24 protein-coding genes are annotated in these 21191 nt (G+C 64.8%); 12 read left to right on the top strand and 12 right to left on the bottom strand.

Translation table 11 applies throughout. The annotated features are described in order from the left end of the window. Positions 1-3: 3 nt before the first annotated feature. From IEX25_RS08080 to IEX25_RS08085, 3 genes are read right to left on the bottom strand one after another with little or no spacing between them, the layout of a single operon-like run. The gene (locus tag IEX25_RS08080) at positions 4-345 is read right to left on the bottom strand and encodes a hypothetical protein (RefSeq protein WP_103171255.1); all 342 of its coding nucleotides are present in this window, start codon (positions 343-345) and stop codon (positions 4-6) included. Further along, a complete protein-coding gene (locus IEX25_RS20305) occupies positions 345-473 on the bottom strand; it encodes a hypothetical protein (protein WP_256388064.1) in 129 nt (42 codons plus the stop codon). The genes IEX25_RS08080 and IEX25_RS20305 overlap by 1 nt, the downstream gene beginning before the upstream one ends. Then, entirely contained in the window at positions 470-2248 is a 1779-nt protein-coding gene (locus IEX25_RS08085; RefSeq protein WP_370463844.1) for an extracellular solute-binding protein, read from the bottom strand. Before IEX25_RS08085 ends, IEX25_RS20305 begins: the two co-directional genes overlap by 4 nt. 346 nt (positions 2249-2594) lie before the next feature. Here IEX25_RS08085 and IEX25_RS08090 point away from each other — a divergent pair, with 346 nt between their 5' ends. After that, positions 2595-3377: a 3-hydroxybutyrate dehydrogenase gene (locus IEX25_RS08090; RefSeq protein WP_103171253.1), complete on the top strand. Its 783-nt coding sequence runs from the start codon at positions 2595-2597 to the stop codon at positions 3375-3377. 29 nt (positions 3378-3406) lie between these two features. On the opposite strand, the gene IEX25_RS08095 is transcribed toward IEX25_RS08090, so the two are convergent. Together IEX25_RS08095 and IEX25_RS08100 are read right to left on the bottom strand one after the other, a co-directional pair. Beyond that, the gene (locus IEX25_RS08095; RefSeq protein ID WP_103171252.1) at positions 3407-3790 is read right to left on the bottom strand and encodes a baeRF12 domain-containing protein; all 384 of its coding nucleotides are present in this window, start codon (positions 3788-3790) and stop codon (positions 3407-3409) included. Between the two features lie 47 nt (positions 3791-3837). Beyond that, positions 3838-5040 carry a pyridoxal phosphate-dependent aminotransferase gene (locus IEX25_RS08100; RefSeq protein ID WP_103171251.1) on the bottom strand — a complete coding sequence of 401 codons (1203 nt, stop codon included), beginning with the start codon at positions 5038-5040 and terminating at the stop codon, positions 3838-3840. A gap of 85 nt (positions 5041-5125) precedes the next feature. Here IEX25_RS08100 and IEX25_RS08105 point away from each other — a divergent pair, with 85 nt between their 5' ends. Continuing rightward, positions 5126-5416 (top strand): succinate dehydrogenase assembly factor 2, encoded by a 291-nt coding sequence (locus tag IEX25_RS08105; protein ID WP_229665101.1) that lies wholly within the window; start codon positions 5126-5128, stop codon positions 5414-5416. A gap of 127 nt (positions 5417-5543) precedes the next feature. Then, complete coding sequence (locus IEX25_RS08110) at positions 5544-6044, top strand: MarR family winged helix-turn-helix transcriptional regulator (protein ID WP_103171329.1); 501 nt, start codon at positions 5544-5546, stop codon at positions 6042-6044. 15 nt (positions 6045-6059) lie between these two features. Here the strand turns inward: IEX25_RS08110 and IEX25_RS08115 are convergent, their stop codons facing one another. The 5 genes from IEX25_RS08115 to IEX25_RS08135 all read right to left on the bottom strand — a co-directional run bounded on the left by IEX25_RS08115 (position 6060) and on the right by IEX25_RS08135 (position 10581). Then, positions 6060-6488, bottom strand: coding sequence for a VOC family protein (locus IEX25_RS08115; RefSeq protein ID WP_103171250.1), 429 nt, complete (start codon positions 6486-6488; stop codon positions 6060-6062). Positions 6489-6506: 18 nt separating this feature from the next. Beyond that, positions 6507-6986, bottom strand: coding sequence for a dihydrofolate reductase (locus tag IEX25_RS08120; RefSeq protein ID WP_103171249.1), 480 nt, complete (start codon positions 6984-6986; stop codon positions 6507-6509). Positions 6987-6989: 3 nt separating this feature from the next. Further along, a complete protein-coding gene (locus tag IEX25_RS08125; protein ID WP_103171248.1) occupies positions 6990-7823 on the bottom strand; it encodes a thymidylate synthase in 834 nt (277 codons plus the stop codon). Between the two features lies 1 nt (position 7824). After that, complete coding sequence (parE, locus tag IEX25_RS08130) at positions 7825-9783, bottom strand: DNA topoisomerase IV subunit B (RefSeq protein ID WP_188714682.1); 1959 nt, start codon at positions 9781-9783, stop codon at positions 7825-7827. A 138-nt stretch (positions 9784-9921) separates the two neighbouring features. Continuing rightward, the gene (locus IEX25_RS08135) at positions 9922-10581 is read right to left on the bottom strand and encodes a glutathione S-transferase family protein (protein ID WP_103171246.1); all 660 of its coding nucleotides are present in this window, start codon (positions 10579-10581) and stop codon (positions 9922-9924) included. A 168-nt stretch (positions 10582-10749) separates the two neighbouring features. Here IEX25_RS08135 and IEX25_RS08140 point away from each other — a divergent pair, with 168 nt between their 5' ends. Genes IEX25_RS08140 through ccoS form a run of 4 tightly spaced genes read left to right on the top strand, consistent with a single transcriptional unit; the run spans position 10750 to position 15134 of the window. After that, positions 10750-12300 carry an RdxA/RdxB/FixG family protein gene (locus tag IEX25_RS08140; RefSeq protein ID WP_103171245.1) on the top strand — a complete coding sequence of 517 codons (1551 nt, stop codon included), beginning with the start codon at positions 10750-10752 and terminating at the stop codon, positions 12298-12300. Position 12301: 1 nt separating this feature from the next. Next, entirely contained in the window at positions 12302-12769 is a 468-nt protein-coding gene (locus tag IEX25_RS08145; RefSeq protein ID WP_103171244.1) for a FixH family protein, read from the top strand. Position 12770: 1 nt separating this feature from the next. Then, complete coding sequence (locus IEX25_RS08150) at positions 12771-14960, top strand: heavy metal translocating P-type ATPase (RefSeq protein ID WP_188714683.1); 2190 nt, start codon at positions 12771-12773, stop codon at positions 14958-14960. Between the two features lie 12 nt (positions 14961-14972). Beyond that, the gene (gene ccoS / locus IEX25_RS08155; RefSeq protein WP_103171242.1) at positions 14973-15134 is read left to right on the top strand and encodes a cbb3-type cytochrome oxidase assembly protein CcoS; all 162 of its coding nucleotides are present in this window, start codon (positions 14973-14975) and stop codon (positions 15132-15134) included. A gap of 72 nt (positions 15135-15206) precedes the next feature. Here ccoS and IEX25_RS08160 read toward each other — a convergent pair whose 3' ends face one another. Continuing rightward, on the bottom strand, positions 15207-16850 hold the full coding sequence (locus tag IEX25_RS08160; protein ID WP_229665102.1) for a D-alanyl-D-alanine carboxypeptidase family protein: 1644 nt from the start codon (positions 16848-16850) through the stop codon (positions 15207-15209). Positions 16851-17067: 217 nt separating this feature from the next. Between IEX25_RS08160 and clpS the strand changes: the two genes are divergently transcribed. Genes clpS through IEX25_RS08175 form a run of 3 tightly spaced genes read left to right on the top strand, consistent with a single transcriptional unit; the run spans position 17068 to position 19198 of the window. Further along, positions 17068-17385, top strand: coding sequence for an ATP-dependent Clp protease adapter ClpS (gene clpS, locus IEX25_RS08165; RefSeq protein WP_103171328.1), 318 nt, complete (start codon positions 17068-17070; stop codon positions 17383-17385). A 2-nt stretch (positions 17386-17387) separates the two neighbouring features. Then, the gene (locus IEX25_RS08170) at positions 17388-18392 is read left to right on the top strand and encodes a class I SAM-dependent methyltransferase (RefSeq protein ID WP_229665103.1); all 1005 of its coding nucleotides are present in this window, start codon (positions 17388-17390) and stop codon (positions 18390-18392) included. Beyond that, on the top strand, positions 18392-19198 hold the full coding sequence (locus IEX25_RS08175) for an SDR family NAD(P)-dependent oxidoreductase (protein WP_103171239.1): 807 nt from the start codon (positions 18392-18394) through the stop codon (positions 19196-19198). Before IEX25_RS08170 ends, IEX25_RS08175 begins: the two co-directional genes overlap by 1 nt. On the opposite strand, the gene IEX25_RS08180 is transcribed toward IEX25_RS08175, so the two are convergent. Further along, the gene (locus tag IEX25_RS08180; protein WP_103171238.1) at positions 19199-19618 is read right to left on the bottom strand and encodes a hypothetical protein; all 420 of its coding nucleotides are present in this window, start codon (positions 19616-19618) and stop codon (positions 19199-19201) included. A 77-nt stretch (positions 19619-19695) separates the two neighbouring features. Between IEX25_RS08180 and hemF the strand changes: the two genes are divergently transcribed. After that, positions 19696-20550, top strand: a complete 855-nt coding sequence (gene hemF, locus IEX25_RS08185) for an oxygen-dependent coproporphyrinogen oxidase (protein WP_103171237.1) — start codon at positions 19696-19698, stop codon at positions 20548-20550. After that, positions 20541-21188: a LysE family translocator gene (locus tag IEX25_RS08190; protein ID WP_103171236.1), complete on the top strand. Its 648-nt coding sequence runs from the start codon at positions 20541-20543 to the stop codon at positions 21186-21188. Before hemF ends, IEX25_RS08190 begins: the two co-directional genes overlap by 10 nt. The last annotated feature ends 3 nt before the right edge of the window (positions 21189-21191 follow it).

The raw sequence follows: 21191 nt of genomic DNA on the forward strand, positions 1-21191 counted from the left end.
CGGTCAGTTGTCACCGTCGTCAGGATATTCGTCGTCATCGCCGAAGCGGGCGTCATCGGCATATTCATCCTCGCCCTCGCCCACATACTTGGCGCTGAGCGCGATGGAATGGTTGTCATGCGTCGGATCCATGACCACGTCCGACGGAATCTCTCCGGCCAGCCATTCGCGCAATTCCTCGCGGATTTCGGACGGTTCCTGGCCGGTCGCCTCGGCAAGATAGGCCACGAAGGCGCGCTGATCGCCGTCGATTTCATCAAGGTCGGTTTCGTCGACCTCGGGCCACTTCTCGACGATCGCTTCGTAGAACGCAGCCCAATTCTGCTGCACATGGCTCCATTTCATCAGTATCCGCCTCCCATCGAGGATTGCGCCCAGTTTGCAATTCCGGTGATGTCCTCACCGACCCCAGCGACCGTATTGCAGCCAGCCAGCACCGTGCAGGCCAGCAGCATGCCCAAGACTGCCTTCATTCTTCTGCCTCCTGCCACCACAGCTCGGGCAGGAAGCCCGGCCAATCTCCGTAAAGTGGCGTTGTCTGGGCAGGATACCGCAGGTCCGCAGCATGGGCCAGCCGCGAGACCGGCGAGAACCCGGCCGGTATCACGTAACGCCCTGCGGTTAGGATTCGATCCAGGGCGCGAACGGCCGACGTGAAATCCTCGTCGGTTTCAGACTGGACCATGGCGGCGATGACGGCATCGGCCGCCGGGCTTTTCATGCCCATCCAGTTGCGGCTGCCGGGCTGGTCCGCAGCCTCGGACCCCCAATAGAGCAGTTGTTCGTTCCCCGGCGACAGCGACAGGGCGCGTTCATACCAGGTCATGTCGAACTGAAACTCATTGGTGCGCTGCACAAACTGCGCCGGATCCAGCAAGGTGATGCGCACCTGCATCCCCAGGTTCCGCAGCGCCTGGACATAGATATCGGCGATCTGCTGGGTCTCGGACGCGGTGCGCATGGCGGTGCCGGACTGGTTCAGCAGGATTTCGAAGGCAAAGGGGCGGCCATCTGCGTTCCGCAGAACGCCGTCCTGCACGGTCCATCCCGCGTCCGACAGCAGCGCGATCGCCCGCCGCAGGCCCGCCCTGTCAAGCGCGCGGTCCGATCCCTCGGGCAGGGCATAGCCCTCGATGGTGCTGGGGGGCAGGTCCGCCGAGAAGGGCGCCAGCAATTCGGCCACCCGGCCGGTCGCGGGTCCGGGCTGCATCGCCAGGCTGGAATTCGCGAAATACGAGGTGATCCGCCGGTCCTTGCCGCCGTTCAGCGTGGCATTGATGAAACGGAAGTTGAAGGCCTCGATCATGGCCTGACGGACCCGCCAGTCGGCAAACAGCGGGTTGCGGGTGTTCATCACCAGCCCCATGATCCCAGACGGGCGGCCATTGGGGATTTCCGCCTTGACCGCATCCCCCCGCGTCATCAGGGGGAAATTGTATTCCTGGTCCCACTTGTTCGCGGACAGTTCCCGCCAGACCGTGACCTCGCCCGCCTTGAAGGCCTCGAACATGGCGTTGGCATCGCCGAAATAGTCATAGCGGATCACGTCCAGATTGTTGCGCCCCCGGTTGACGGCCAGATCCTTGCCCCAGTAATCGGGATCGCGCCGGAAGGTGATCATGCGCCCCGGATCGACCCGGTCCACGACATAGGGACCGGAGCCGATCGGCGCCTCCAGTCCCGAGGCCGAGAAGTCCTTGCCTTCCCACTGGGCCTTCTTCAGGACCGGCCGCAGCCCCATCAGCATCGCCAGTTCGCGGTCGTTTTCCGAAAAGGTGAAACGGATGCGGGCGGGGCCGGTCTGCTCCATCTTCGCGACCTTGGACCAGGCACCGTGATAGCGCGGATGCCCCTGCGTCCCCAGCGTCTCGTATGACCACATCACGTCCTCGACGGTCACGGGCGATCCGTCCGAGAAACGCGCCTCGGGGCGCAGGGTGAATTCCACCCAACTGCGGTCCGGTGCCGTTTCGACAGACTGCGCCAGAAGTCCGTAAAGCGTGAAGGGTTCGTCAAGGCTGCGATACATCAGCGTCTCGGCGACATGGACGCCGACGCCCCATGCTGCATTGCCTTTCAGCACCCAGGGCTTGAGCGAGTCGAAGCCCCCCGGTTCGGCCAAGCGAATCATTCCGCCCTGGGGCGCGTCGCGGTTGACGTAGGGGAGTGCTTGGAATCCTTGAGGTAGAGCAGGCTGACCATACATTGCAAGCCCGTGGGCCGGTTCGGCACGCCCTTCAAGCGGCATTGATGCAACAGTCAGAAAACCGCCAGATATCAGGCACAAGGCACGGATAACCGCAGATTTGTTAAGGTTTCTTAAGAATTTCATTGCCTGTCTGCTCGATTTTCTTCTTTTCGATACAAATTCAACTGACTTGAACCGGGATCGTCAATGCCGGGTCGAACTTCTTCGTTGGACTCTGACAGGCATTAGCGTATAAATGGCTTACTGCTCGATAGGTTTCTTGCCTGTATGAAACCTGCCTCATGACTTGCGCCCGCCTTGTGCGGGCGCTTTTTTTTCCCCATGCTGCACCTGCAAACGGCTGGGGCCTTGCGCCCTGTTAAAGCCGACAGTCAGGAGGGGGGCGATGTTTCAAAAGTTTCTAGGCGGTAAAACCGCAGTCGTGACGGGTTCTAACTCTGGGATCGGGCTGGGCATCGCGCACCGCCTGGCCATGGCGGGGGCGGATATCGTCCTGAACAGTTTCACGGACCGGGACGAGGATCATGCCCTGGCCGAGTCCCTGGCGCGGGACCATGGCGTCACCGTCCGCTATATCAAGGCGGACATGTCCAAGGGCGACGAATGCCGGGCCTTGATCGAACGGGCGGGACGCTGCGACATCCTGGTGAACAACGCGGGCATCCAGCATGTCGCGCCGATCCCAGACTTTCCGGTCGAGAAATGGGACGCGATCATCGCGATCAACCTGACCTCGGCCTTTCACACGACCGCAGCGGCCCTGCCGATGATGCGTGCCGCGGGCTGGGGGCGCATCGTCAACGTCGCGTCCGCCCACGGGCTGACGGCAAGCGCCTTCAAATCCGCCTATGTGGCGGCCAAGCACGGGATCGTCGGGTTCACCAAGGTCACCGCCCTTGAAACCGCGAAAGAGGCGATCACCTGCAACGCGGTCTGCCCTGGCTATGTCCTGACGCCGCTGGTCGAGGCGCAGATCCCCAACACGATGAAGGAATACGGCATGAGCCGCGAGGAGGTGATCCAGAAGGTCATGCTGGAACGCCAGCCGTCCAAGGAATTCGTCACCGTCGAACAGTTGGGGGATACGACGGCCTTCCTGTGCAGCGACGCCGCGGCCCAGATCACCGGCACGGCCATCAGCGTCGATGGGGGCTGGACCGCCTTGTGACGAAAGCCGCCGGCATCAAGGGCCGCTGCCTATAAGGACAGCGCGTCCTCGATGGCGCGAAGGTCGGAATTCGTCAGGTTCCTGGCCACTTCCCTGCGCAGGCGGAATTGCAGTTCCTTGTGATACCGCTTGCGCAACACCCCCAGGGTGGGCGGATCCGCGATGATGACGACGTCATCTGCCTTGTGCTTCAGCACCATGTCGTTCAGGTGATCGGCAAGCCGGGCCGCAAACACGGCAGGATCGCCCGCAGCGACGATGCCCGGACTGGCGTCACCCGCCTTGTGCTGGCTCATGCTGTCCAGTGTGATCCGTTCGGTCTCAGACAACTCGATGCCGTGCTTGGCGGCATTGCGGAACAGTGTCGCCGACTGGCCGTCGGTCACGACAACCAGAGTGTCATGAGGCAGCATCGTGATCTCCTGTCGTTACCAGATCCGGTAACGCAGGGTCACACGCGTCAGTTGCACCCTTCGCAGAAGCGCCGGATGCGGCTCACGGCCTCGGTCAACTGTTCGTCGCTGGTCGCGTAAGAGATGCGGAAATGTGGCGAAAGGCCGAAGGCTGCGCCGAACACCACCGCAACGCCGGTTTCATCCAGCAGCGCGTTCGCGAAGGCCTCGTCATCCGTGATCGTGGCGCCTGCGGCCGAGGTCTTGCCGATCAGCCCCTTGATCGACGGATACACATAGAACGCCCCCTGCGGTGTCGGGCAGTCGATGCCGGGGCAGGCGTTCAGCCCGGCCACCACCAGGTCGCGCCGGCGCTGAAAGACCGCGCGGCTTTCGGTGATGTAGTCCTGGGGTCCCGTCAGCGCCGCCTCGGCTGCGTACTGGCTGACCGAACAGGGGTTCGAGGTCGATTGCGACTGCAGTTTCGCCATGGCCTTGATCAACCCCTCGGGTGCGGCGCCATAGCCGATGCGCCAGCCTGTCATGGCATAGGCCTTGCTGACCCCGTTCATGGTCAAGGTGCGGTCCTTCAGGCGCGGCTCCACCTGGGCAGGGGTGACGAATTCGAACCCGTCGAACACCAGGTGTTCATAGATGTCGTCCGACAGGATCCAGACCTGCGGATGGCGCAGCAGCACCTCGGTCAGCGCCTGCATGGCCGCGCGGTCGTATCCCGCTCCAGACGGGTTGGAGGGCGAGTTGAGGATCAGCCATTTCGTGCGCGGCGTGATCGCGGCCTCAAGTGCCTCAGGTGTCAGGCGGAAGCCCTGATCAATCCCGCATTCGACGATGACCGGCTTGCCCCCGGCAAGCAGCACCATGTCGGGATAGCTGACCCAATAGGGGGCAGGGATGATCACCTCGTCGCCTTCGTCCAGCGTCGCCATCAGCGCGTTGAACAGGATCTGCTTGCCGCCCGTGCCCACCGTGACCTGCGACGGGGCATAATCCAGCCCGTTTTCCCGCGCGAACTTGTCGCTGATCGCGCGTTTCAGCGATGGCGTCCCATCCACGGCGGTATAGCGCGTGTGCCCCGCATCGATGGCGGCCTTGGCCGCGCCGCGGACATGGACGGGCGTGTCAAAGTCCGGTTCCCCGGCGGACAGGCTGATGATGTCGCGTCCCTTCGCCCGCAATTCGGCCGCGCGGGTCGTCATCGCAATCGTTGGCGAGGGCTTGATTCGGCTCAGGCGGTCGGACAGGAAACCCATGGCGGTCCTTGCTGGTTTGAACGTCTTGCCCGCATGGATTATGCTGCGGTTCCCAGGACGGCAAGCGTCGCGGAAGGATGGAAGAATGATCGAATCGGCTGAAACCCGTCTGCGCCGCCTGAAGATGCGCAGCTGGCGCCGGGGCATGAAGGAAATGGACCTGATCCTGGGCCATTTCGCCGATGGGCCACTGGCATCGCTGAATTCGGCCGAACTGGATATCTATGAGGCCATGCTGTCTGAAAACGACCAGGATCTTTATCTGTGGGTGACGGCGCGGGTGAATGGCGGGACCAATCGCGGCCCTGCCGAAATCAGTGCGATCCTGGATCGGGTCGCGGATCATGCCGCGGAACGGCTGAGGCCGGTTCGATAAAATTCTTCCTATTCTTGCCGGGAAGTTCTGTTGCATTAACTGAAGATTTTGATTTTTGCGGCAATGTCGGGTCATGAGGAACAAATCAGGACCGCAAGACGCCATGATTTCCCCCGCGCCGCGCGACATGCGCCCCCAGGCCGACGTTCAGGCTCTGCCGGATCTGGCAGACACGACCGAAGCCTATCTGGAATCCCTGCAGCTTCTGGAACGGCTGCACCGGCTGATGCTGGACCTGGTCAAGGACGAATTCGAACGTCTGGGCCAACATGACCTGACGCCCGTACAGGCCATGATCCTTTACAACCTCGGCGGGGCCGAGGTGTCGGCGGGCGAGCTTCGGTCCCGTGGCATGTATCAGGGATCGAATGTCAGCTATAACCTGAAGAAGCTGGTGACGATGGGCTATGTCCATCACGAACGCAGCGACATGGACCGCCGTTCGGTGCGGGTCAAGCTGACCCAGGAAGGACAGGCGATCCGCGACATGGTCCACCGCCTGTTCCTGCGCCATGCCGAAGGGCTGGCCATGTCCGGCGTGCTGGAAGACCCGCCCTTGGAGCAGGTCAACCTGCAAAGCCGCCGGATCGAGCGGTTCTGGCTGGAACAGATCCGCTATATCTACTGACCCGCGGGTATCGCCTTACCAGTGGCCGGTATTTTCCATGCTGGCCCAGGGTTCGGCCGGGGGCAGGTGATCGCCTTCCTGCAGCAGTTCGATCGAGACATTGTCGGGGCTGCGCACGAAGGCCATGTGCCCGTCCCGCGGCGGACGGTTGATGGTGACCCCGGCGTCCATCAGCTTCTGGCAAAGATCATAGATGTTGCCGACCCGATAGGCCAGGTGGCCGAAGTGGCGGCTGTCCGAGGGCAGACCTTCGTCCCCGTCCCAGTTGAAGGTCAGTTCGACCGGACATTCCGGCTGACCCGGCGGGGCCATGAAGACCAGGGTGAAGCGGCCCTTGTCGTTGTCGATCCGGCGCGTCTCCTCCAGCCCCAGCAGCTTGAAGAATGCGATGGTCTTGTCCAGATCCTTGACGCGAACCATGGTGTGCAAGTAGCGGATATTCATCGGGATCCTCCTGTTGGGTCAGCGGCGGCGCAAGTATTCGAAAAGGGTGCAGCAGGGCGTGTCCTGGCGCAAGACCAGCGAACCCAGGCAATGCCACTGATCCTTGTCGAAATCGGGAAAGAACGCGTCCGCATCCGTGACGGCCAGGTCCACCTGCGTCAGCAACAGCCGGTCGGCCATGGGAAGCAGGGCCCGATAGATGCCGGCCCCGCCGATGCCATAGACCCGGCGATGACCCAGGCAATGCGCGTGATCCACGGCGGCCTGGGGCGTGGGAAGGACGTTCTCGGCCACAGCAAGGTCGGAGGACACGACCAGATTCAGGCGGTTCTTCAAGGGTTTGAACGGCAGGCTTTCCCAGGTCCTGCGACCCATGACGACAGCGCCCCCGGTGGTTTCGCGCTGGAAGAAGGCCAGATCCTCGGGCGCGCGCCAGGGGATGTCGTTGTCCTTGCCGATGGCGCCATTGCGGTCGCGGGCTGCAATCAGGGTCAGCATGGATCAGACCGCCACGGGGGCCTTGATGGCCGGGTCGGGGTCATAGTTCAGTACCTCGAAATCCTCGAAACGGAAATCGAAGATGGATTGCACATCCCGGCGCAGGCGCAACCGGGGCAGCGGCTTCGGGGTCCGTGCAAGCTGGGTTCGCACCTGATCCAGGTGGTTCGAATAGATATGCGCGTCGCCGATGGAATGGACGAAATCGCCCGGTTCATAGCCGGTGACATGGGCCAGCATCACCTGGAGCAGCGCATAGGAGGCGATGTTGAACGGCACGCCCAGGAACATGTCCGCCGACCGCTGATACAGTTGCAGATGCAGCTTGCCCGCCAGGATCCGCACCTGCCACAGCGTATGGCAGGGCGGCAACGCCATGTCCGGCACGTCGCCAGGATTCCAAGCGGACACGATCAGGCGGCGAGAGTCGGGCGTCTTGCGGATCGCTTCCACAAGATCCGCGATCTGATCGACATGGCCCGCGAAGAACAGCGGCCGACCGTCGGCGTCAAGGCCGCTTGGCACCAGCTTGGGAAAGTGGCGCCATTGCCGGCCATAGACCGGCCCGAGGTCGCCGTTCTTGTCCGCCCATTCGTCCCAGATCGAGACGCCGTTTTCCTGCAGATAGCGGATGTTCGTGTCGCCCGACAGGAACCACAGCAATTCGTGGATGATCGACTTCAGGTGCAGCTTCTTGGTCGTCACCAGTGGAAAGCCGTCCGACAGGCGGTAACGGCATTGCAGCCCGAAATGGCTGATCGTGCCGGTGCCCGTCCGGTCGGTGCTTTCAAGACCCTGTTCCAGAACCATGCGCAGGGCGTCGTGATATTGCTGCATCTCAGACGTCCAGTTCTTCGGCGAAGCGGGCGTTTTCCTGGATGTATTCGAAGCGCAGTTCCGGCTTCTTGCCCATCAGGCGTTCCACAAGGTCGCCGGTCTCGCCCCCCTCGTCATCGTCGATGCTGACCCGGATCAGCTTGCGGGTCTTGGGGTTCATCGTCGTGTCCTTGAGATCCTTGGCGTCCATCTCGCCCAAGCCTTTGAAGCGCTGCACGTCGATCTTGCCGCGTCCGCCCAGGCCCTTGGCCAGCATCCGTTCCTTTTCCGCATCATCCGCGACATAGACCCGGTGCGCCCCCTGAGTCAGGCGGTAAAGCGGCGGACAGGCCAGGTACAGGTGCCCCTTGTCGATCAGCGGCCGCATCTGCGTGAAGAAGAAGGTCATCAGCAGGCTGGCGATATGCGCGCCGTCCACATCGGCGTCCGTCATGATGATGACCTTGTCATAGCGCAGGTCATCGACCTTGAACTTGGATCCCATTCCGACGCCAAGTGCTTGGCAAAGATTGCTGATTTCCTGGTTCGCCCCCATCTTGGTCGAGGCCGCGCCCAGCACGTTCAGGATCTTGCCCCGCAGCGGCAGCAGCGCCTGGTTGGTGCGGTCGCGCGCCATCTTGGCCGACCCGCCCGCGCTGTCGCCTTCGACGATGAACAACTCGGTCCCGTCGCGGCTGGTGGCGCTGCAATCGACCAGCTTGCCCGGCAGGCGCAGCTTCTTGGTGGCCGTCTTGCGGGCGGTTTCCTTTTCCTGCTTGCGGCGCAGGCGTTCGTCCGCCCGCAGGATCAGGAAGTCCAGGATCGCGCCCGCCGACTTCGTGTCGGCCGCAAGCCAGGTGTCGAAATGATCGCGCACGGCGTTTTCGACAAGGCGCGCGGCCTCGGTCGTGGCAAGGCGATCCTTGGTCTGGCCCACGAATTCCGGCTCTCGGATGAAGCAGGACACAAGCGCACAGCCGCCGGTCAGCAAATCCTCTCGCGTGATGTTCGCGGCCTTCTTGTTGTTGATCCGTTCGCCATAGGCCCGCACGCCCTTGAGGATCGCCGACCAGAAGCCAGCCTCGTGGGTGCCGCCTTCCGGCGTGGGAACGGTGTTGCAATAGGACTGGATGAAGCCGTCGCGCGAGGGCGTCCAGTTGATCGCCCAATCCACCTTGCCCGGCGCGCCCTGGCGACGGAAATCGACGCTGCCCGCGAAGGGCCGGTCGGCATAGGTGCTGGCGCCGTGCAGCGTTTCGGACAGGTAATCGGCCAAGCCGCCGGGGAAATGGAAGGTCGCCTCGCGCGGGGTTTCGCCGTCGTCGATCTCGGACTTCCAGCGGATTTCGACGCCGCTGAACAGATAGGCCTTGGACTTGACCATCTTCAGAAGCCGCGCGGGCTTGAAGCGGTGATGGCCGAAGATCTCCTCGTCGGCATGGAAGGTGACGGTGGTGCCGCGCCGGTTGGGGGCCGCGCCGATCCTGGCCACCGGACCCTGCGGGATGCCGCGCGAAAACCGTTGCTCGAACAGTTCCTTGTTGCGCGCGACCTGCACGATCATGCTGTCCGACAGCGCGTTCACCACGGACGCGCCGACCCCGTGCAAGCCGCCCGAGGTCTGGTAGGCATCGCCCGAGAACTTGCCGCCCGCGTGCAGCGTGCAGAGGATTACTTCCAGCGCGGACTTGCCCGGAAACTTCGGGTGCGGGTCGATGGGAATCCCGCGGCCGTTGTCGCGCACGACCACGCTGTAATCGGCCAGCAACTCCATCTCGATCCGGCTGGCATGGCCTGCCACCGCCTCGTCCATCGAGTTGTCGAGGATTTCGGCCACAAGGTGATGCAGTGCGCGTTCGTCGGTTCCGCCGATATACATGCCGGGACGCTTGCGCACAGGCTCCAGCCCCTCCAGCACCTCGATGGAGGCGGCGGAATAGCTGTCGGTCGCATCGACTGCGGAAAGAAGGTCGTCGGCCATCGGGTTCTGCTCTTGTTCTTGGTTGGGGGACTATCTCATGCTGGCGGGGTCAAGGCCAGTCCCGCCGAACAGGGCCGCGTTGCAGCGCGCCGACGGGATATGTGCACCATATCGGATGTTCCTGTGTCCGTTTCAATCTCACTCGGGTTCCGCCAGCCGTGCCTCCCACATCCTGCGGAAGGCCGAGCGGGACTGGCATCGTTCCAGCCAGGACATGACGGCCGGAAACTGGCTCATCAGTTCCCCGTAACCTTGGGCATAGCGCAGAACCTCGGCCAGGTTCAGGTCCGCCACGGTAAATCGTCCGCCGACCAGATGTTCGTGCGTGGACAGATGCGGCTCGATCACCTTCAGCGGGCGGATCAGCCGTTCGGCGGCATTCGCAACGATCGCCTGGTCGTCGCCCGATTGCAGGCGCGACGGCGCGTGCAGGAACAGGATCGTCAGGGCGTCCGGTTCGACGCTGGTGGCGGCGTAAAAGCTCCACTGCATCATCAGCGCGTCCTCGGCCAGGTCGGCCGGGCCAAGATCGTCGCCGTACTTGCGCGCCAGATACAGGGTCGCCGCAAGGGATTCGCCCAGGACCAGGCCGTCATCCTCGATCACCGGGATGGTTCCGGCGGGGGACAGGGCAAGGAATTCGGGGGAATGGGTGTTCAAGGGGGCATCCGGCGCGTCCGGGTCGGCCAGACGATAGGCCTGGATGACCGGAACCTGGCGAAACTCCAGCCCGATTTCGTGGCAAAGCCAGATGATGCGAGAGGCGCGCGAACGGGTGACGCCGTGAATGGTCAGCATGGAAAGCTCCTTCCTGGGCGCAGGTTACGTCAGCGCAGGACCGGCGGAAAGCGCGATGATCCGCGGCTTGCGCAAGGCGTGGCCGGACCCTGTCGTTTGATGCAGGTCAAGGAATCGCCCTTCGGGCCGGTCTAGACCGGGTGTCGCGAAACAGGAGCGATTCTTACAATGTCCAATTCCGAATTGGACCACCCCAGCCTTTACGCCAAGCGGGAGCCGATCTTTCCGAAACGCGTCAAGGGGCGGTTCAGGAACCTCAAATGGATTGTCATGGCGGTGGCCCTGACGATCTATTACGTCATGCCGTGGCTGCGCTGGGATCGTGGTCCCACCATGCCCGACCAGGCCGTCCTGGTCGATCTGGCGAACCGGCGGTTCTTCTTTCTCTGGATCGAGATCTGGCCGCACGAATTCTATTTCGTCGCGGGCCTTCTGGTCATGGCGGGGTTGGGCTTGTTCCTGTTCACCAGTGCCCTGGGACGCGTGTGGTGCGGCTATGCCTGCCCGCAGACGGTCTGGACCGACCTGTTCATCCTGGTGGAACGCTGGATCGAGGGCGACCGCAACGCCCGCATCCGCCTGCATCGTCAGCAATGGGACGCGCAGAAGATCCGCCTGCGGCTGGCCAAGTGGGCCGTCTGGCTGGTGATCGCATTGATGACCGGCGGGGCCTGGATCTTCTATTTCACCGATGCGCCGACGCTGCTGGGCAACCTGCTGACCGGCCAAGCCCATCCTGTCGCCTATATCACCATGGCGATCCTGACGGGGACGACCTTCCTGTTCGGGGGTTTTGCCCGCGAACAGATCTGCATCTATGCCTGTCCCTGGCCGCGCATCCAGGCGGCGATGATGGACGAGGACACGCTGACCGTCGCCTATCGCGAATGGCGGGGCGAGCCGCGCGGCAAGACCAACGTGCGCCACCGCCCCGCGGCCGTGGCCTTCCAGGCCGAGGCGGAAAGCCATGCCGCAGGTCCCGCCGCCGGGGGCAAGTATCCGCCCGTTCCCTATCCCGGCGTCCCGACCGGCGTCGGCGGTCCGATCCCCGTCAATTCGGCGGGCGACTGCATCGACTGCCTGGCCTGCGTGAACGTCTGCCCGATGGGCATCGACATCCGCGAAGGACAGCAGATGGAATGCATCACCTGCGCGCTGTGCATCGACGCCTGCGACGAGATCATGGACAAGATCGGCAAGCCGCGCGGGCTGATCGACTATATGGCGCTGAGGGACGAGACCGCCGAACGCGCAGGCGCGCAGCCGAAATCGGTCTGGCGGCATATCTTCCGGCCGCGCACGATCCTGTATTTCACGCTGTGGGCCGGGATCGGGGTCGCGCTGATCGTCGCGCTGTTCGTGCGCTCGCCCTTTGACCTCAACGTCTCGCCGGTGCGCAATCCGCTGTTCGTGACCATGTCGGACGGCGCCATCCGCAACACCTATGAAGTACGCCTGCGCAACAAGCAGCACGACGCCCGCAGCTTCAGCTTCGCGGTCGAGGGCGCCGACGGCCTTGTCGTCGCGGTCGAGGGCGCGCCTTCCGCCATCGCCGAGGTTCCCGCGGACGAGACGCTGAGCCGCAGGCTTTACATCACCGCGCCGGCCGGGTCCGAGATCGCGACCCAGGCGACGACACAGCTTGACCTGGTCGTCCGGGACGAGGTTGACGGCACGACCGCATCGGTCGGCACGATCTTTCACGGAAAGGGTGAATAGGATGACCAGGGAACTTACCGGACGTCATGTCCTTTTCATCACGCTGTCGGCCTTCGGCGTCATCATCGCCGTCAATCTTGTGATGGCCTTTCTGGCCGTCGGCAGCTTTCCGGGGCTGGAGGTCAAGAACAGCTACGTCGCCTCGCAGCAGTTCGACCGTGAGCGTGCGGCCCAGCAGAACCTGGGCTGGACCGCGAAGGCCGGCTATGACGGCGGGCAGATCGTGATCGAGATCGTGGACGCCACCGGCGCACATCCCATCTTGCTCGACTTCTCGGCCACCATCGGGCGGCCCACGCACAAGCGTGACGATGTGACGCCCCAGTTCGAACAGGCAGGCGGCGGCATCTATCGCGCGCCGCTGAAGCTGGAGCCGGGGGCCTGGAACATCCACGTCCAGGCGGTCGCGCCCGATGGCACGGCATTCCGGCAGCGGCTGGACCATATCGCAAGATCCGGGGCGAACTGACATGACCGACCTGACCGCATCCGGCTTCAGCGCCTGTCCCGCCTGCGACGCGGCGCCCCTGGCGCAACGTCTGGCGCACCGGGCCGACGTGGCGCAGGGAACGGTGATCCTCTCCCTGCCGACCGCCCATTGCGCAACCTGCATCACCGATGTGGAAACCGCCTTGACCGCGCATCCGGGCGTCCGGGCGGCGCGCGTGAACCTGACCTTGCGCCGCGTCACCGTGGATGCGCCGGGCCTGAACGCCGACGACCTGATCCCTGTCCTGGCTGGCGTGGGATACGAGGCCCACGAGCTTGACCCGGACGCCTTGTCGGCCACCACCGCCGACCGGCAGGGCCGCGACCTGCTGATGCGCATCGGCGTGTCGGGCTTTGCCATGATGAACATCATGATCCTGTCGGTCGCGGTCTGGTCCGGGGCCGAATCCGCAACGCGCGACCTGTTCCACTGGATCAGCGGCGCCATCGCGCTTCCCACGGTGTTCTTCGCGGGCCAGCCCTTCTTCCGCAGCGCATGGGCGGCGATCCGCGTCGGACGGCTGGGCATGGACGTGCCGATTTCGCTGGCGCTGATCCTGGCAAGCGCCATTTCCGTCTATGAAACGATGCAGTCGGGCCATCACGCCTATTTCGACGCGGCGGCGATGCTCTGCTTCTTCCTGCTGATCGGCCGTTACCTGGATCACCGCACCCGCGCCATCGCGCGGTCCGCCGCAGCCGAACTGACCGCGCTGGAGGTTCCGCGCGCCACGCTGCTGGTCGATGGCGCAGAACAGACCGTGCCCGTGGCCAGCCTGCGCCCCGGCGACCTGATCCGCATCCGCCCCGGCGCGCGCATCCCCGCCGACGGAGAGATCACCGAGGGCCGGTCCGAGATCGACCGCGCCCTGTTGACGGGCGAGACCCTGCCCGTGCTGGCGGCGCCCGGCCAGATGCTGTCGGCGGGCGAGGTGAACCTGACCGGTCCCCTGACCCTGCGCGTGACGGCGGCCGGCCGCGATTCCTCGCTGGCGCGGCTGACCGCCCTTGTCGAGGCCGCCGAGGCCGCACGCGGGCGCTATACATCGCTGGCGGAACGCGCGTCACGGCTTTATTCGCCCAGTGTTCACCTCATGGCCCTGTGCAGTTTCGCAGGCTGGATCTGGGCCACCGGCGATCTGCGCCTGGCGGTGAACATCGCGGCGGCGGTGCTGATCGTGACCTGTCCCTGCGCGCTTGGCCTGGCAGTTCCGGCGGTCGCCACGGCGGCATCGGGACGGCTGTTCCGGCGCGGCTTGCTGATCAAGGACGGCACCGCCCTCGAGCGTCTGGCCGAGGTCGATACGGTCGTCTTCGACAAGACCGGCACCCTGACCCTGGGCCGTCCCACGCTGGTCAGCGCCGATCCGCTGCCCACCGGCTTGCGTCCGGTTGCCCGCGCCATGGCGCTGGCTTCCGCCCATCCCTTGTCGGCGGCCCTGGCTGCCGCCTTGGCCGATCACCCGGCTGCCGATCTGACGGATGTGACCGAACATCCGGGGTTTGGCGTCTCGGCCCATTGGCGGGGCAGGATGATCCGGCTGGGCCGTGCCGACTGGCTGGGCCTGGCGGACGATGAGGAACGTCCCACCAGTGCGGCCTGGCTGGCAGTGGAAGGCCATGCCCCGGTCCGGCTTGAATTCACCGACGAACTGCGCCCAGGGGCTGCCGATTGCGTGGCCATGCTTCGCAAGGCGGGGTTGCGGGTCGTGCTGATCTCGGGCGACAGGCAGGCCGCCGTTGCGGATCTGGCGGCGCGCCTTGGCATCACGGATTTCCATGCCTCCGTCGATCCTCAAGGCAAGGAAGCCATGGTGGCCGATCTTGCCGCCGGTGGCGCGCGCGTGCTGATGGTGGGCGACGGGCTGAACGACACGGCGGCGCTGGCGCGCGCCCATGCGTCGATTTCGCCGGCAAGCGCCCTTGACGCCGCAAGGGTGGCAAGCGACATGGTGCTGACCGGCAGCGACCTTGTGCCCGTAGCCGAGGCGGTCGCGACGGCGCGCCGTGCCACCCGCCGCATCCAGGAAAACTTCGCGATCTCGATCGCCTATAATATCGTGGCGGTGCCCCTGGCGGTGGCGGGCATGGTGACGCCGTTGATCGCGGCCCTGGCAATGTCGCTCAGCTCGATTACGGTGACGCTGAATGCGCTGCGGCTGCGGGATTGAAAAGGAAACGTCATGGAAATCCTGTCCATCCTGATTCCGGTATCGCTGGGCCTTGGCGCCGCGGGGCTTGTCGCCTTCATCTGGGCCTTACGGTCGCGTCAGTTCGAGGATCCAAAGGGCGATGCCGAACGCATCCTCAGCGACAAGTGGGACGACCGGCCCAAGCCGGACTGAGGGCACCGGCAGACATGAAGAAGGGGCGGAGATCACTCCGCCCCTTCTTCATGTCAAGGTGATGGCGGGCGTTCAGCGCCCGACCACCTGGCATTCCTGGGACCGGCTGATGAAGCGTTCGCAGACCAGTTCCGCATTGGCCTTGGTCAGGTTCGCGAAGCTTGGCTGAAAGCCCCGCTTGGTATCCGCGACATGGCGCTGTGCCCCGCCCAGGATCGCGCCATCCTGCAAGGCGCTGCGCAGCAGCAACTTTTCGGCCTCGGCCTTGGACTTGAACATGCCCAGCGTCACGCCCCAGCCGCGACCGCTGTTGGACGGCCGGGACACGATCTCCAAAGCCTCGGGGTCGGCCAGGTCGCCTTCGCCCATGGCGGCGAGGATGACCGTTTCCGAACGCGGCTTCGGCGCGGGCGAGGCCAGCAGGGACATTGAAGCGCCCCCGTCCTGCGGCACGGCCTCGGCCACGGCACGGGCGATGGCTTCAGGCTCTGCCCCTGGATTGACGGCTTGGGGCGCGGCGATGCTGGCCGTGGGGCGCGAACGTGGCGCCGGAACCGGGCGGGCGGAAGCGGCAAGGACCGGCGCGGCCAGGCTGGCCGATTGCGGCACGGGCGCGGTCTCGACGGCCGGCGCCTCTGCCACGGCGACGGGTGCGCGGCGGCTGACGGGACGGGCGCTTGCGGTCAGGGACAGCCCGCCCACCGGCGCGGCCTCGGGCGCGGTTTCGACCACGGCTGCCGTCGATGCCAGGGTAGGGCGGCTGACCCGCACGGGCGGGGCCGAGGCCGAAAGCACCAGCCGCTGCGGCTCGGGCGCGGTCGCGGCTGCCGAAGGTGCGACCTGGGCGCGGCGCACGACCCGCTGCGCCAGCAGGCGCGGTGCCTCGGGCCGGACTTCGCGCACGCGATTCGGCACGCGGCTGAAGCCCGCGTCCAGCAGTTGCGCCATGACCTGGTTGCGATGCGCGGTCGAAGTGCCGCCCAGGACGGTGGCGACCAGCCGCTTGTTTCCGCGCTGCGCCGATGCGGTCAGGTTGAAGCCCGCCGCGCGGGTATAGCCCGTCTTGATGCCGTCCGCGCCTTCATAGGCATCCAGGAACCGCTTGTTGGTCGAGGATACCTGCGCGATCCCCGCATCCGCCGAACGACGCGAGAAGATGTTGTAATACTGCGGGAAATCATAGAACAGGCGCCGCCCCAGGATCGTCATGTCATGGGCGGTCGAATAATGCCCTTCCTGGGTCAGGCCGTGGGCGTTGCGGAAATTCGTGTTCCGCATCCCCAGGGCACGCGCCATCTGGGTCATCTGCTGGGCAAAGGCTTCCTCGGATCCCGCAAGGCCTTCGCCGATGGCGGTGGCGGCGTCGTTTGCCGACTTGATGGCGGCGGCGCGGATCAGATAGCGCAGTTCGATCCGCTGCCCGGCACGCAGGCCAAGCTTCGACGGCGGTTCGGCCGCAGCATTGCTGGAAACGGGGAATTGCGAATCCAGTCTGACTTGCCCCCGTTCCACGGCCGTGAAGGCCATGTAGAGCGTCATCATCTTGGTCAGGGACGCGGGATGCAGCCGCGTATCCTCGTTTTGCTTGTAGATCGGCTGGCCCGTGCGCGCGTCGATCACATAGGCGGCGAAGGGTGCCGCCGAAAGCGTCGCCGGAGCCAATACGGCCAGCAGAAGAATAGCCCACAGCCGGGCTGCTTGGGTAATACGGATCACTGTCGCGGTCTCTCTGCCTCGGGACGGCATGTCGTTTGTCGCATGCCCTTGCTTAATATTCGGATAATAGCACGGCATTCACGGTCATGTAACCGTTCATTTGGTGTATTTTGCTGTCCTCTCTCAACCCTGGCCGGGGTTTCATCGGGCGTGAAATGGATTATATTGCTTGCGTAACAGGATCAGCATGACCAGACCGGACAGCATGGCGCACTGGATGACAGACGGCGACGGACCCGACGACCATATCGAACTGGCCGTCAAACCCCGCACGCGCACGCAGCGTCCACCGATGTACAAGGTGCTGATGCTGAATGACGATTTCACGCCGATGGAATTCGTGGTGCATGTGCTGGAACGGCTGTTCAACATGACCCATGCCCAGGCGATCGAGATCATGCTGACCGTCCACCGCAAGGGCGTGGCGGTCGTCGGTGTCTTTTCGCACGAGGTCGCCGAAACCAAGGTCGCGCAGGTGATGGAACTGGCGCGACGCCAGCAGCACCCGCTGCAATGCACGATGGAAAAAGAATAACAGTGACAACGACTCGTCTGGCCCTGGCCCTTTCGGATGGCCTTCCCGAAGGGGATTTTCTGGTGATCGGCGCACGGGGGGCGGACGATCTGTCGCCCCTGGATCCGGGCCGCACGCGTATCCAGCAGGGTCATTTCCCCGATCACCGCGCCTTGGCCGCACGCGGGTTTCAGGTGGCCCCCGTTGTCGATGGCCGTTTCGATGCGGTTCTGGTGATCCTGCCACGATCCAAGACCGAGGCGCGGGCCCGCATCGCCGATGCCGCGTCCCGCTTGGCGCCCGGCGCTGCGTTGTGGATCGACGGGCAAAAGACCGACGGCATCGATTCGGTGTTGCGAGAGATGCGTGCCCTTGCGCCCGTGGATGAGGTGCACAGCAAGGCGCATGGCAAGATCTTTCGCCTGACAGTGCCTTCAGGTGACTGGCTGCCTTCCGACTGGACGGCCCGTGCCAACGAAGTCGCGCCGGGTTTCGTGACCCGGCCCGGCGTGTTTTCGGCCGACGGGGTGGATCCGGGATCGGCCATGCTGGCTGCCGCATTGCCCGACAGGATGCCGACCCGTGTCGTCGATCTGGGCGCGGGATGGGGATGGCTGTCTGCGCAGGCCCTTGCCCGTCCCGGGATCGAGGTCATCCATCTGGTCGAGGCGGATCATGCCGCGCTGGAATCCGCACGCGACAACATCGCCGATCCGCGTGCGCGGTTTCATTGGGCCGATGCGCGGGACTTCACGCTGTCCGAGCCCGTGAACGGGGTCATCATGAACCCGCCGTTCCACGAGGGGCGGGTGGCCGATCCGCGCATCGGTGCCGATTTCATCGCCGCAGCCGCGCGGCTTCTGACCGGCGCGGGGCGGCTGTGGATGGTGGCGAACCGGCACCTGCCCTATGAAACCGTTCTTGCGCAGCACTTTGGCCAGGTGGCCGAGGTCAAGGGTGATAACCGCTTCAAGGTGATCGAGGCGACGGGCGCCGGGCGCGGAGCAGCACGCAAGGCCCGGCGCTGATGGGCCTGTCGATCCAGGGCAAGACGGCCATCGTCACCGGCGCCGGGCGCGGCATCGGCTTGGCCATCGCGCGGTCCTTCGTGGAACGCGGCGCCCATGTGATGTTCGCGGACACGGACGAAAGCGCATTGGCCACGGCGATGTCGGATTACGACGAACGGGACCCGCATGTGCGCAGCTTTTCGGGACGGATGTCGGAAAAGCTGGCGACCGCCAACCTGCTGTCGGCCACGCTGGATGCCTTTGACCGGGTGGATATCCTGGTGAACGCGCATCGGCTGGTCAAGGCGTCGGACCCGCTGGACACCGATCTGGACGTGCTGGAACAATTGCTGCGCCAGAACATGATGGCCGGTCTGCGGATGACGCAGATCGTCGCCAAGCGCATGATCAAGCAGGCCGAGGCCGATCCCGAAGACGGCACGGCTGGCACGATCGTCAATGTCTCGACCCTTGCGGCGCTTCATCCGGTTCCTACCATGCTGGGCTATTCCATCGCCTATGCGGCACAGGAACAGGCGACGCGCGGGATGGCCCTGGCCCTTGCGCCGCACCGGATTCGCGTGAACGGCATCCGCTTTGGCAGCGTGATGTCCCATGAGTTGCAGGACTCGCTGCGCGAAAAGCCGGGCCTGCGCGACCGCATCATTGCCGCAACGCCCATGGGCCGCATCGCGCCGGCCGACGAACTGGTCGATACCGTGCTGTATCTGGCCAGCGATGCGTCGCGCTTCGTGACGGGCCAGATCGTGACCGTCGACGGAGGGCGCAGCCTGGCCGACCGCGTGGCGGTGCAGACGGTCTGATCAGCCCTGTTCTTCGGGATAGGCGGCGCGGCAGGCCTGGACGACGGCTTCGGCCCTGCCGCGCAACTTCTCTTGTCGCGCGGCGAGGTTGTCGCGCTTGCGTTCCTCTGCCGCCGGGTCGATGGGAACCCGATAGCGTTGGGTGTCGACGTAATCGCGCCAGCAGGGTTCGTATCCGACGACCCTGTTGCCGTCCTTGTCGCGCCAGACGGTGCGACACTGGGTCAGGCGGTCGCGCACGACCTGCCGTTCCTCCCATGCATAGCCGCGTGCCAGGTTTCCCTCGACCTCGGCCAGAAGGCTGCTGACGGTGCGGTATTCGCTGGTATTGTTGCTGATGCAGCGTTCCTGGGGCGTGCCACAGGCGGCCACCAGGAAGGGCAGGGCCAGCGTCGCGGCAAGGGCGGTGTTGCGGGTCATGGCGGGTCTCTTTACAGCAGGTTATCGGATGCTAACGCCGCGCCAACTGAGTGGCAAATCAAGTTTGGAGAAGGCCGATGGAACAGGAACGCCGCATTGCCGCCGCTTGGTTCCGCACCCTGCGCGACCGTATCGTCGCAGCGTTCGAGGCGTTGGAGGATCGCGGCCCAGGCAGTGCCATGCCGGGCCGTTTCGAGGTGCTGCCCACTGCCCGTGCCGACGATGGCGGCGGCGGGCTGATGTCGGTCATGCGCGGTGGCCGTGTCTTTGAAAAGGTCGGCGTCAACTGGTCCGAGGTTCACGGCACCCTTGCCCCCCGTGCCCAGGCCGCCATGGCCTCGCGCGGGGTGCCGGGCATCGACGCCGACCCGCGCTTCTGGGCTTCGGGGATCAGCCTTGTCGCGCATATGCAGAATCCCCATGCGCCGGCGGTCCACATGAACACGCGCATGTTCTGGACACCCGGCGCCTGGTGGTTCGGCGGCGGGGCCGATCTGAATCCCTGCATCGAATACGCCGACGACACCGCCCATTTCCACGCGACCCTGCGTGCCGCCTGTGACGCCCACGACGCCGCATATTACGACCGCTTCAAGGCCTGGGCCGACGACTATTTCTTCATTCCCCACCGCGGCCGGGCGCGGGGCGTGGGCGGCATCTTCTTCGACGACCTCAACACCGGCGATTGGCAGGCCGATTTCGCCTTCACCCGCGCTGTAGGAGAGGCCTTCCTGCCGGCCTTCCTGCCCCTGGCCGAGGCACGGATGGACCGCCCCTTCACCGATGAAGACCGCGATACGCAGCTGATCCATCGCGGGCTTTATGCGGAATACAACCTTGTCTATGACCGGGGCACCAAGTTCGGGTTGGAAACCGGCCACAACGCCGATGCCGTCCTGATGAGCCTGCCGCCCCTGGCGAAATGGATCTGATCCAGCATTTGCCCGCGGGGATCGAACCAGCGGCCTTGTGGGGCTTTGTCCTGGCCTCGATCCTGATGGAGATCACGCCCGGTCCGAACATGGCCTATCTGGCGATCCTGGCGGTCGGCGACGGGCGGCGCGCCGGTTATGCGGCGGTGGCTGGCGTGGCCCTGGGCCTGCTGGCGGTGGGGCTTGCCTCGGCCCTGGGGGTGGGTGCGGCGGTTGCCGCCTCGGCCTGGGCCTGGCAGATCCTTCGCTGGGGCGGAGTGGGCTATCTGCTGTGGCTTGCCTGGGACGGCTGGCGCGGCGCGGAAGAATCGCCGGAACATGCTGCGCGCGGATCAAGCCTTGGCCGGTTTTTCCGGCGCGGGTTGGTGACGAACCTGCTGAACCCCAAGGCGTTTGCCCTGTATGTCGCCGTCCTGCCGGGTTTCCTGTCGCCCCAACACCCGGTGATGCCTCAGGCGATCGCCTTGTCGCTGATCTATGTCCTGATCGCCACGGCGATCCATGCGGGGATCGTGACCGCAGCCGGCACTGCCAGCAAGGCCTTGGCCGATCCCCGGCGGCAAAAACTTGCCCGGCGCATCCTGTCACTGATGCTGGTCGGGGTGGCTGTCTGGCTTGCGTTCAAGACCGCTGCCTGACGG

Origin of the sequence: Paracoccus acridae (assembly GCF_014642735.1) — a bacterium.
Lineage (GTDB): Bacteria > Pseudomonadota > Alphaproteobacteria > Rhodobacterales > Rhodobacteraceae > Paracoccus > Paracoccus acridae.

Coding starts and splice junctions, on each gene's coding strand:
- IEX25_RS08190 (WP_103171236.1), top strand. CDS start 20,541: ATGGATCTGATCCAGCATTTGCCCGCGGGGATCGAACCAGCGGCCTTG.
- ccoS (WP_103171242.1), top strand. CDS start 14,973: ATGGAAATCCTGTCCATCCTGATTCCGGTATCGCTGGGCCTTGGCGCC.
- IEX25_RS20305 (WP_256388064.1), bottom strand. CDS start 473: ATGAAGGCAGTCTTGGGCATGCTGCTGGCCTGCACGGTGCTGGCTGGC.
- IEX25_RS08115 (WP_103171250.1), bottom strand. CDS start 6,488: ATGAATATCCGCTACTTGCACACCATGGTTCGCGTCAAGGATCTGGAC.
- clpS (WP_103171328.1), top strand. CDS start 17,068: ATGACAGACGGCGACGGACCCGACGACCATATCGAACTGGCCGTCAAA.
- IEX25_RS08080 (WP_103171255.1), bottom strand. CDS start 345: ATGAAATGGAGCCATGTGCAGCAGAATTGGGCTGCGTTCTACGAAGCG.
- IEX25_RS08110 (WP_103171329.1), top strand. CDS start 5,544: ATGCGCCCCCAGGCCGACGTTCAGGCTCTGCCGGATCTGGCAGACACG.
- IEX25_RS08175 (WP_103171239.1), top strand. CDS start 18,392: ATGGGCCTGTCGATCCAGGGCAAGACGGCCATCGTCACCGGCGCCGGG.
- IEX25_RS08085 (WP_370463844.1), bottom strand. CDS start 2,248: ATGCCGCTTGAAGGGCGTGCCGAACCGGCCCACGGGCTTGCAATGTAT.
- IEX25_RS08150 (WP_188714683.1), top strand. CDS start 12,771: ATGACCGACCTGACCGCATCCGGCTTCAGCGCCTGTCCCGCCTGCGAC.
- IEX25_RS08135 (WP_103171246.1), bottom strand. CDS start 10,581: ATGCTGACCATTCACGGCGTCACCCGTTCGCGCGCCTCTCGCATCATC.
- IEX25_RS08180 (WP_103171238.1), bottom strand. CDS start 19,618: ATGACCCGCAACACCGCCCTTGCCGCGACGCTGGCCCTGCCCTTCCTG.
- IEX25_RS08125 (WP_103171248.1), bottom strand. CDS start 7,823: ATGCAGCAATATCACGACGCCCTGCGCATGGTTCTGGAACAGGGTCTT.
- IEX25_RS08100 (WP_103171251.1), bottom strand. CDS start 5,040: ATGGGTTTCCTGTCCGACCGCCTGAGCCGAATCAAGCCCTCGCCAACG.
- hemF (WP_103171237.1), top strand. CDS start 19,696: ATGGAACAGGAACGCCGCATTGCCGCCGCTTGGTTCCGCACCCTGCGC.
- IEX25_RS08145 (WP_103171244.1), top strand. CDS start 12,302: ATGACCAGGGAACTTACCGGACGTCATGTCCTTTTCATCACGCTGTCG.
- parE (WP_188714682.1), bottom strand. CDS start 9,783: ATGGCCGACGACCTTCTTTCCGCAGTCGATGCGACCGACAGCTATTCC.
- IEX25_RS08140 (WP_103171245.1), top strand. CDS start 10,750: ATGTCCAATTCCGAATTGGACCACCCCAGCCTTTACGCCAAGCGGGAG.
- IEX25_RS08120 (WP_103171249.1), bottom strand. CDS start 6,986: ATGCTGACCCTGATTGCAGCCCGCGACCGCAATGGCGCCATCGGCAAG.
- IEX25_RS08105 (WP_229665101.1), top strand. CDS start 5,126: ATGATCGAATCGGCTGAAACCCGTCTGCGCCGCCTGAAGATGCGCAGC.
- IEX25_RS08095 (WP_103171252.1), bottom strand. CDS start 3,790: ATGCTGCCTCATGACACTCTGGTTGTCGTGACCGACGGCCAGTCGGCG.
- IEX25_RS08090 (WP_103171253.1), top strand. CDS start 2,595: ATGTTTCAAAAGTTTCTAGGCGGTAAAACCGCAGTCGTGACGGGTTCT.